We start from the raw sequence: 9,728 nt of genomic DNA on the forward strand, positions 1-9,728 counted from the left end.
CTTTATGTTAACCCTTCCCTGTCATCAGAGCCAGGGACTGCCGATGTTGAATATTCTGCCTCTGTTGGAGCGGATACGGGTAGCTTGTCAGGAATAGCCCTTTTGCAGGGTACAGCGGCCAACGCACCGACCCTTGAAGTGGATGGCATCAATGTGGGTGCCAGCTGGAACAGTGTGGCATCTGCCGTTTATGACTATGGTGATGTACCTGCCAGCTATGATTTTACCAAGGATGGAGTATATGCTCCTGCTGCCCATGGCCTGCTTTCAGGTCTGGGAATGGGAGGCCTTGTTCCTGATCTTGAACTTTCCCCGCTGAGTGTTGCCGCCGGAGCGAATAATAACGGCAGCAATGGAGATGGCTTGGATGAAGATGCGATAGATGTATCGGTAAACCAGATTAGAACCGGCGTGCCTTATACACTATCAGTTCCAGTGACCAATCCAGTGGCTGCTACAAGATATTTGTATGGTTGGATCGACTTTAACAATGACGGTAAGTTTCAGGTAGAGGAGGTTGCTACAAGGACATTTTCTACTGTGGGTTCTACCACCCAAACATTAAGCTGGACAGTTGCCCAGACCGGAACAATAGCTTCCGGGGCTTCAAAGCTTTATATGAGGCTCAGACTTTCAGATCGTTCCCTGAATGACTTTACCACTGCTGCCAGTGGCGGGGCTCTTATTGATGAGAGAAGTGTAGGTAACGGAGCTGTAAGCACAGCGAATGCAGCTAACTTTGGTACAACCTCCAACGGGGAGGTAGAGGACTACCAAATCAATGTAGTTGATGAATACGATTATGGTGATGCGCCTTCGAGCTTTGAGAATGACAAGGATGGTAATCCATTGCCTGCCTTGCATGCTCCTCTAACAGGGTTCAGCCTTGGGAGTCTTTTGGATGTGGAAAGTGCTCCAGCTTCTGTGACTTCTCCCAATGAGAATAATATATCTGGGGATAATGCAGTAGGACTGGCTGATGAAGATGGTCTTACCACTTTGACGAGTGTAAGCCGTGGAGTAGCCTACAGTCTTACGGTTCCCGTAAATATTCCTTCCAGCCTGACAGGAACAAAGTATTTGTACGGATGGCTGGACCTTAATGGTGACGGACGTTTCCAGATAGGAGAAGTGGCAAGTGCCACTACTGCTGCAACTGCTGCTGCAAATCTTACCCTTACCTGGACCGCTGCTCAGACTACAAGTATTGCAAACGGAACAAAAAATATTTATTTACGTTTAAGACTTTCTAACTTAAGTTTGGTTGACTTTACCACTGCAGCAAGCGGAGGGGCCTTAATTGATGAGAGAAGTGTTGGTAATGGAGCAACTACAACAGCCAATGCTGCGAATAATCCAAACACAGCATTTGGAGAGATTGAGGATTATCAGCTCCCTGTAGATCTGTATGATTTTGGAGATGCTCCGGTTTCTTATGACAATTCGAAAGATGGTGTTTTCTTGCCTGCAGGACATATGCAGTTATCAGGTCTTTCACTAGGAAGTATTCTTCCGGATGTTGAACAGGTTCCTTTTAGTGTTGTTGCTGGAGCTAATAACAATGATGGTAATGGAGATGGATTGGATGAAGATGCCATAGATGTATCGGTAAACCGGATTAGAACAGGGGTACCTTATAGATTATCAGTTCCAGTGACCAATCCGGTGGCTGGTACAAGATATCTGTATGGCTGGATCGACTTTAACAATGACGGTAAGTTTCAGGTAGGAGAGGTTGCCACAACAACATTTTCTACTGTAGGTTCTACCACCCAAACGTTAAGCTGGACAGTAGCCCAGACCGGAACAATAGTTTCCGGGGCTTCAAAGCTTTATATGAGGCTCAGACTCTCAGATCGTTCCCTGAATGACTTTACCACTGTTGCCAGTGGCGGGGCTCTTATTGATGAGAGAAGTGTAGGTAACGGAGCTGTAAGTACAGCAAATGCAGCTAACTTTGGAGCACCCTCCAACGGGGAGGTAGAAGACTACCAAATCAATGTAGTTGATGAATATGATTATGGTGATGTACCGTCCAGCTTTGAGAATGACAAGGATGGTAATCCATTGCCTGCCTTGCATGCTCCTCTAGCAGGGTTCAGCATTGGGAGTCTTTTGGATGTGGAAAGTACACCGGCTTCTGTGACTTCCCCTGCTGAGAATAATACATCTGGGGATAATGCAGTAGGACTGGCCGATGAAGATGGTCTTACCACTTTGACGAGTGTAAGCCGTGGAGCAGCCTACAGTCTTACGGTTCCCGTAAATATTCCTTCCAGTCTGGCGGGAACAAAATACTTATATGGATGGCTGGATCTTAATGGTGACGGTCGTTTCCAGGCAGGAGAAATGGCAACTATCCCTACATCGGGAGCGGGGCTTAATCATCTCACCCTTACCTGGACCGCTGCTCAGACTACAAGTATTGCAAACGGAACAACAAAAATTTATTTACGTCTAAGACTCTCTAACTTAAACTTGGTTGATTTTACAACCGCAGCAAGTGGGGGAGCCTTAATTGATGAGAGAAGTGTTGGTAATGGAGCAACTACAACAGCCAATGCTGTGAATAATCCAAACACAGCATTTGGAGAGATCGAGGATTATCAATTGCCTGTAGATCTGTATGATTTTGGGGATGCTCCGGTTTCCTATGAAGCTAATAATGCAAATGCTTCATATCCGGCAAGACAAATAGCAAATTCCGTATATACTTTAGGAAAAACAATTGATCATGAACAGGCTGCTCAAAGTGTGGCAGCAGGTGCTGATAATAATGGAACCAATGGAGATGGCATTGATGAAGATGGTATAGAAATGCAAACAATTACCCGAGGAGCTCCATTTACATTTTCTACGTCAGTAAATGCAAATACAGCATCAAGTGTTATTGCATGGGTTGATTTTAACAATGATGGTAAATTTCAATTAAATGAAGCTGCCTATGCAACTTCTACTGCAGCTACAGCAGGGTATCAGCCTGTAACTGGTGAAAGTATTGTACATTTTTGGTTCAGAGGAGAGCAGACAAGTCGAATTCCTGTGGGAGCTACCCAGCTATATTCGAGAATAAGACTAACGCAGACAACTGGTACAGATAACGCCTCTACCACAGATATTGATGAACGTTCTATTGGGGATGGTACCAATACAGGTATATACACTACTCCAAGTTTAGGGGAAGTGGAAGATTATCGTTTTAAGGTTGGCAATAATCTTTACGAGTTTGGTGATTTACCTGAAAGCTATGAAATGGATAAAAATGGTACTGCTAAGCCAGATAATTTCAAGCCTGCAAGAAACTTTGGTACTCAATACTTATATCTGGGAAGTTCTTATGATCATGAAGCAGGTCCTGCTTCAGTAAGTACGGGAGCTGATAATAATGGTAATAATGGTGATGGAGGAGATGAAGATGGTGTAACAAGTCCATTGCTTATCAACCCGGGAGCTATTAATGGCTATAATGTGGAAGTTAAAAACTATACAGGTGCTAACGCTACTCTATATGCATGGATTGACTTTAATAATAATGGACGATTTGAAGCTACTGAAGCATCTATTCCTGTTGCAGCACCTACTGGGGGAGGATATTATACCACTGTAAATTTCACGGCGGCACAAACAGCAGCAATTTCAGCGTCATTAAATAAGGTATATATGCGAGTGAGGATTTTACAAGCCGAACCAGGAGTGACGATTGGGAATGATGCCAATGCTGTTGTGGATGAACGTGCTATTGGAGATGGATTGGCTACCGGTAATTATGGATTTATATCGCTTGGAGAAGTTGAAGATTATCAACTACAGGTAGTAAGGGATTTTGGTGATGCACCGGTATCTTACGAGAATTCTGCACCGGCTTTTCATACCAATACTGCTATTCCTGATCTTTATATGGGAGCAACTGTTGACTATGAGTTGGCTCCAAATAATGTTGCACCAGGAGCTGATAACAATGGGCTTAATGGTGATGGAGCTGATGAAGATGCTTTCTCAGCACCTTTAATAATTACAAACGGCAGTCAGTTTACGGTGAGCGTACCAGTAAATACAAAAACGACAGGGACTAAATATTTATATGGATGGATAGACCTAAACGGAGACGGAATTTTTAATGGTAATGAGGCTGCTATGACCAGTGGAAGAGCTACTGCAGGAGATGCAAATAACTTTACGCTTACATGGACATCTCCCGTGGCATCTGCATCTGTGATTAGTTCTGGAAAAGCATATGTAAGATTTAGGCTTTCTGCTGCTTCACTTACCAATGCAAATGCTGCCACTCTTATTGACACCCGAAGTTATAATGGAAGCAATGCTTTTGGTGAAATTGAAGATTATCAGTTTGATGTGGTAAGTGATGTTTACGATTATGGTGATGCACCTTCATTATATTCTAGAAATCAAAGTGGTGCCAATATAGAACCTAGACAGGCATTATCTTCTGTTTTGAAATTAGGAGAGACAATAGATACTGAAGTATCTGCACATACGGTTACTGCAAATGCTGATAATAATGGTAATAATGGTGATGGAGTTGATGAAGATGGTATTACCAAACTAATGCCTATCTACAAGAACACAGCATATTATACGGATGTAAGTGTATTTAATAATTCCGGATCTGCTAAAGTTCTTTATGGATGGATCGACCTTGATAATGATGGATATTTTGAAGCCAGTGAAGTCGCTACATTCTCTGTACCTAGTTCTCCAGTCCAGCAAACAGTTCAGTTGACATGGACGGCAGCCAATACAAATAATATTCCTTCAGGCTTAACTGATGTATACATGAGGTTACGTATTTCTGAAGGGGCATTGGCAGATGCTTCCAATGTATTACTGGATGAACGTTCCATAGGAGATGGGCTTAATACAGGAGTTTATGGAGCTGCATTTGGAGGGGAAATAGAAGATTACAGACTGAAGGTTTCTACTGGATACGACTATGGAGATAATCCCGACTCCTATGATAAGAGTACAAATGGAGTTCTTGCCCCTGCAAGACAGGCCATAAATAGTGCACTATATATTGGAAATGTTTCAGCTGATTCAGAAATAACTAAACATACTTCAACTACAGCTCTTGGAGATGATAATGCAGACATAGATGATGAGGATGGAGTGATTGTTTCATCAATGTTTAAGACCGGAGGTTATGATTACTCTGCACAAGTAAAAGTACATAATACGACAGGAACGGCTAAAACACTTTATGGATGGATCGATTTTAATAACAATGGGTATTTTGAGGCAACTGAAGCGGTAACGGCAAGTGTTCCAAACAATACAAATGGAAATGTATCCCTTAATTGGACCGCTGCACAAAATGTAATTGTTGGAAGTCCAACACAGCTATATATGCGTTTACGTCTTTCTGAAGGAACATTGACTGATCGTGCAGGAGTTGGTACAGTAGATGAACGATCTTTAGCTGATGGCCTGAATACAGGAGAATATGCTGTGACACCAATTATTTTTAATGGTGAAATAGAAGATCATGTAATTCCGATAACAGCTAAACTGGATTATGGAGACTTACCAATTTCCTATGAGAAAAACTCTACAGGAGCTACTGTTGAAGCTCGCCATATAGAATCTGAAAACCTATTAATAGGAACTACCGTTGATACAGAAAATGGAGCACAAAGCGTTTCTGTAGGTAGTGATAATAATGGTACCAATGGAGACGGATTAGATGAGGATGGTATTGATATTCCATTGCCTACTCTTTATTCTGGAGCTGAGTATAGTGTCCAGATCAGAGTTAGAAATAATCTTGCTAGAGCGGCAACATTAGTTGCATGGTTAGATCTTGATCATAATGGAACGTTTACAGCCAACGAGTATACATCTGCACAAATACCGGCAAATTCAGGAGATTATATTTCCAAATTAACCTGGGCCCTTCCGAATTATACAGGTACTGAAGAATATACGTATATGAGGGTTCGTTTAACAAATTCAAATCTTGTTGATAATGCAGCCACTACTAATGTAGATGAAAGGTCTATAGGTGATGGTCTAACGACAGGAACACTTGGTAACGTCTCTATTGGAGAGGTGGAAGACTATTATTTGCCAGCTGTACCCAACCGAAATACAGCTGTAGAATGTGAAAATACAGACGACCGTTTAGGTGTAGTAAATGCACTACAGGCTCTTTTCCACGCTACTATAGTGAAAACACGTAATGCAGAATTTCTTGTTTTCGGAAACGGAGCGAAAGCATCTGGTACTGATCAGTTGTCACCACTTAGTGTAACACCTGCTAATGGATTCAATTATTCAGGGATACCGTTATTCTTAACCGGAGCCTCTTACGCTAATGGAGCGGGTTCTCATCAATATATGCTTGTTGCATCAGGTGGATTATATACCTGGGGAGGCAGTGGAATTCTTCCGGGGGCAGCCAGCTTTCACCAAGTAGCGTTACCATCCGGAGTTGGAGCTGCAAATATCAAAATGATTGATGCTGGTAGAGATAAGACAGTAGGAGCTTTTCTTGTTTTAACAAACTCAGGAGAAGTATGGGTACACTCTAATACAATAGGGAGCCATATACAGGGAGATGGCAATATTAACACTACAGGATGGCATCAGGTAATGTTAGATAATGGTACTCCGCTATCAGGAATGAAAGATATACGTACTGCCGGTGGTGTTGCCATTGCTACAAACGGGAATGAATTCTATACCTGGGGGAACAATGTATTTCTAGGAGATGGTAATCCGTTTACCAATAAAAGCTATGCAACCAAGATGACAGTTCCAAATGGAATTTCACTTCCCGTAAAGCAACAGGATATTACCAGTGATACTTCTGCTTCCTATTTCCTGAGAGATAGTGCTGGGAAAGTATTTGTACTGGGAAATAATGACGTAGGACAATTAGGTTCAGGAAATACTATAAATTCAACGAATTGGCAAACAATAAATTGGATGAACGAGGAGCCAGATGGAGTAGGTGATGAAACTGATGTTACAAAACCTATCCGTCCTGTCAGATGGATTTCAGCGAGTAATCATGATGGTGGTGCACAATCCTTATTTAGCGTTATTACCGACGAGAAAAGAATTTATAGCACCGGATCAGATGGAGGTGCTAAAAAAGGAGTCGTAAATCCTACCAACGCATATATGTTAACAGCAGCAACTACGAGCAATGGAGCCCAAATGGCTGAGGGAGAAATGATTTTTGTAGAAGCTGGAGGACACATCTCAATTGCTGTTGAGGCAGGAAGTGATAGATTTGGATATGTAGGCCATACAATAGAAGGAAGTGATGGATGCGCTGGGTGTACTAACAACCCTAGAGAATATAATTTCACCTTAACGCCTAATATTGGTCAGGTATGTGGTAATAAATTACTTGACTATGGAGATTTAGATGACCGTTATAATCTTGGTGCCAAGGCAAGTCATGAAATTTTGGATACACCGGAAAATACTGCCCTAAAATTAGGAAATCTAGGTCCTGATAGTGAAGATGGGCCATTATTTACTATTACAGGAAGTGGGAATGATGCATTGGGAGATAACCAGAATGGTATTGATGATGAAGATGCATTTACAGGATCATTACCCGTAAAGGTAGCAGGATCGCCTTATAGTTTAACCGTTCCTCTTACAAATAATACAGGAAAGGAAGCCCATTTATATGGCTTTATTGACTGGAATTTTAATGGAACGTTTGAACCTGAAGAAGCCATCGTAAAAAGTGTTGCCGCATCTAATTCAGAACAAACCGTAACCTTAACCTGGCCAGATGTTCCTGCAATATGCAGTAATAATACGGAGAGAAGTTTTGTTCGTTTACGTCTGACTACAGAAGTATTTGTTGATGATCTTTCTACTCCTGCTGACGAAAGAAGTTTCGCTGCTGGGCCTGATGGTGAAGTAGAGGACTATTATGTAGATTGGAAACCGCTCTCATGTGATAACGTCTGCTACAAACCTGGAGCTACAACAGGAGGAAATATTTTGGATGTTAAATTTGGAATAACCTCTTTAAACAGAGCCGGATCAGATGATTTAGACAAATGGCCTATGGCTAGAAAAGGAGGCTGGATTGTATTAGAATCCAAAACAAAAGGTTTTGTTCCTAATAGAGTGATGTTTAATAATTCTGGAAATCCTGTGGGGATTCCTGCTGATAGTTTTACAGAAGGAATGATGGTATACGATATAACAAACCAATGTCTGAAAATATATACTTCAATTGATAATGGAGTGACATTCGCGTGGTATTGTATAAGCAATCAGGCCTGTCCTGAATAAACTTAATAAAGCTGTAGGCAAAAGCAGTAGATTTTTTCTGCTGTTTTTGCCAAAGGCTTTCATTTAAATTTAAAAAAATAAAAAATAATGATATATTTTAAAATAAATGTTCTATTATTCTTAACAATATTTTTCAATCCCATCCTTGCACAACATACTGAGGACATTGTAGATGGAAATCCTATCTATTCTGTTGAGGGTACAGGATATATTGATTCAGAAACAAAAAAAAGAATGGTTTTTTCTAATCTGACTGTCGAGGGGAATAATCAAGATGAAATCTCTTTAAATGACAATGAGATAAAAGTGAAAAAAGAAGGGATCTACCGAATAACTTTAGGTTCAGAAGTTAATAAAACACTGGAAAGCGGAAAATATATAAATTATTTTATCAATTTGAATGGTAAACCAGCCTTTCAGAGTGAACTTGGGATGCTATCTTCACAAGGAATATATTCTTTCCAGATACAGTTAAAAAAAGATGACCTTTTAAGTTTTGATATAACTGATCATGAAGCACTTAATCCAACATTCAAGAACACGATGTCGATAAGATTTACTGATCCTAAATTAATAATGGTTTCTGATCATCATCATTAATATTTTACTAGGTATTAATTAATGACCCTATTATACTAAAGTTAGTACTGTCTTCAACCCGATAATTGGATGATTGGTCTTATAAAGACTGATTCAATTATCTGGGTTGAAGTTTTTAATATTTGATAAATACTTGATGGGCATAAACAATTATGCTTAAACATCATTTTTTCAGAAAATAGGATATAGAATAAATTACAATTTTAGGGCTTAATACTTTGAATAGCGATCATATAACACATTTTCTTAACGGGGCGAATACTATAGAAAGAAAGAGTTGTATATAGGAATATTATCAATGCTGCAGGGTACTAAATCTCATTGTATAAACTGATTATTATGAATCATATTTTAATTCATGCAAGTGTACAGCAATGATATTTTTTTGAGGTTAAATTCAAACCTTAGCCCTTAAAGCTTGATTCTTTTATAGGTATATAATTTTATTAGAAAAGGTTTAGTTGAGAATATTCTCTTTTAAACTTTTAACAAAGGTACGGCAATACATAGAATTACTGATTTGAAAGATCTAACAATGTCTAATGCCAAACCTTTATTGTCTCTCATCATTAATGATTTTATAAAAGAGGTGATGTTAATTGAGGAATAGCCAGTAATTTTTTTCCGGTAAATAGTAGAAGGATACACCTTAAGATCGTAGAATATAATGTTAAAAAATAAAATAACTTTTGGGCTTACTATACCGCCTTTAATAGAATTATAAAAGCATGAAAATCAATAATAAAAAATCAATAGACAGAAAGAGCGCCATTTTAATCATCTGCCTTTTATCATGCATTACAATGATTGCTTTTTTGTGGATCATGGCCAATTTTTTGTTTATG

2 protein-coding genes are annotated in these 9,728 nt (G+C 39.8%); both read left to right on the forward strand.

Going from position 1 to position 9,728, the window contains the following annotated elements; translation table 11 throughout:
- Nucleotides 1–84: 84 nt before the first annotated feature.
- A complete protein-coding gene (locus SCA31_RS22200) occupies nucleotides 85–8,283 on the forward strand; it encodes a GEVED domain-containing protein (protein ID WP_410699230.1) in 8,199 nt (2,732 codons plus the stop codon).
- A gap of 87 nt (nucleotides 8,284–8,370) precedes the next feature.
- A complete protein-coding gene (locus tag SCA31_RS22205) occupies nucleotides 8,371–8,883 on the forward strand; it encodes a hypothetical protein (protein WP_410699231.1) in 513 nt (170 codons plus the stop codon).
- Nucleotides 8,884–9,728: the final 845 nt, after the last annotated feature.

The sequence above is a fragment of the Chryseobacterium sp. SIMBA_028 genome (assembly GCF_046535285.1).
Taxonomy (GTDB): domain Bacteria; phylum Bacteroidota; class Bacteroidia; order Flavobacteriales; family Weeksellaceae; genus Chryseobacterium.

Excerpts from the sequence above, each read along its gene's own strand:
- SCA31_RS22205 (WP_410699231.1), top strand. The coding sequence starts at position 8,371 with ATGATATATTTTAAAATAAATGTTCTATTATTCTTAACAATATTTTTC.